The organism is Candidatus Similichlamydia epinepheli (genome assembly GCF_003056015.1).
Genome location: NZ_PPEU01000132.1, coordinates 1 through 1,567 on the forward strand (window position 1 = coordinate 1; position 1,567 = coordinate 1,567).

A 1,567-nucleotide genomic window follows, 5' to 3' on the forward strand; every position below is an offset into this window, starting at 1 on the left:
CAAAAACCTAAAGAAGGAAGTTGCAGATTGAAATTTTCTAATTCTTTCAACAATTCACGAACTAAGTCTTTAATCCGAACACCAAGTGCCTCTAAAACTTGAACTGCGACTCCATTACTTTGTTTAACAAGACCTAGAAGTAAATGCTCAGTACCAACATAGTTATGGTTCAAATTAGAAGCTTCTTCCGTCGCAAACTCAAACACCTTTTTGACTTTGCCCGTAAGAGCAGGTTCTCCATAAACCTGAATCTCTGGACCAAATCCAACAAGTCTTTCTACTTCACTGCAGGTCGACTCAAAATCAAGTCCCATCTCACGCAATACATTAACAGCAACACCTTGCCCCAGCTTCAACAATCCGAGAAGCAAATGCTCAGTCCCAAGATAGTTGTGATTAAGACGTTGAGCCTCTTTCTTAGCGAGCTTGATCACTTGCTTTGCTCGATTTGTGAATTTATCAAACATCCTCAAAACTCTCTATATACAACTTACCAGCATCAAGCAAGATCAAGCCCAACAATTGCAAAGAATCCTAATTGTTTTTAAGAAACGTTACAGTACGTCTTCTTTATAATTGCCAAACTTGATTGACCCTCTAACGAGCAATGCCACATTATAATCGGAACCAGTGAGTTTACAATCAAAACGTATTGAAATGCCTAATACAAGTTAACCTCGAATTAAGCTTTTTTGTCGGGTGAATAAGATTCACTTAATACATGTTCAAACTGTCTAAAATTTTATTTACCACTTTATCTGCTGTGAATTCATAGTGATGCCTTAATTCTTTTTCTGAACCTGAAGCACCCCATTTATCTATTGAAATATGAAGGCCTTTTCGACCGGTATAACGCTCCCATCCAAGAGAACTACCTGCTTCAAATGAAACAATTAACTTAGCAGACGTTTGAAGTATCCTCATGCGATAAGATTCAGATTGCTGTTCGAAAACAGTCCAACATGGGAGAGAAATAACGCTAACTTTTTTCTTATGATCTCGCTCAAGTAATTCCGCAGCTTCACAAGCGAGTGCGAGTTCCGTACCAGTAGCAAAAAATTGCAAGTCACACTTGTCAACTCCAGCCCCCCAATAGAGATATCCCCCACAACACATATCACGAACCATTGCTTGTGTAATGGGTATCTTCCCGAAGCTTTTTCTGGGAAGAACAATTGCCGTAGGCCCTTTATGCCTCATAGCTAATATCCAGGACAATTTTACCTCTTCTGCACAACCTGGACGTATCAACTGGAGACCTGGAATCAATCGTAAACTCATGATTTGTTCAATTGGCTGATGTGTCGGGCCATCTTCTCCAAGGAAGATAGAATCGTGTGTGAACACAAAAATAACTGGTAATTCCATCAAAGAAATTAAACGAATGGCATTTCTCATGTAATCAGAGAATGTAAGAAATGTCCCAATGAACGGAAGAATATGTCCAGTTTGAGCCATTCCTGCAGCGATTGCGGCCATCCCAAATTCCCTGACTCCATATTTAATGTTTCTTCCAGAGAGGTTCTCTTTACATACACCACTATACTCTTTCAACAGAGTCTTATCT

At 39.4% G+C, this 1,567-nt stretch carries 2 protein-coding genes; both read right to left on the minus strand.

Going from position 1 to position 1,567, the window contains the following annotated elements:
- Window positions 1-467: Clp protease N-terminal domain-containing protein (locus tag GCCT14_RS04865; protein ID WP_275655994.1), on the minus strand; the 467-nt coding region annotated here is incomplete at its 3' end.
- Between the two features lie 247 nt (window positions 468-714).
- On the minus strand, window positions 715-1,567 hold an 853-nt coding region (locus GCCT14_RS04870; RefSeq protein ID WP_420885387.1), incomplete at its 5' end, for a transketolase-like TK C-terminal-containing protein.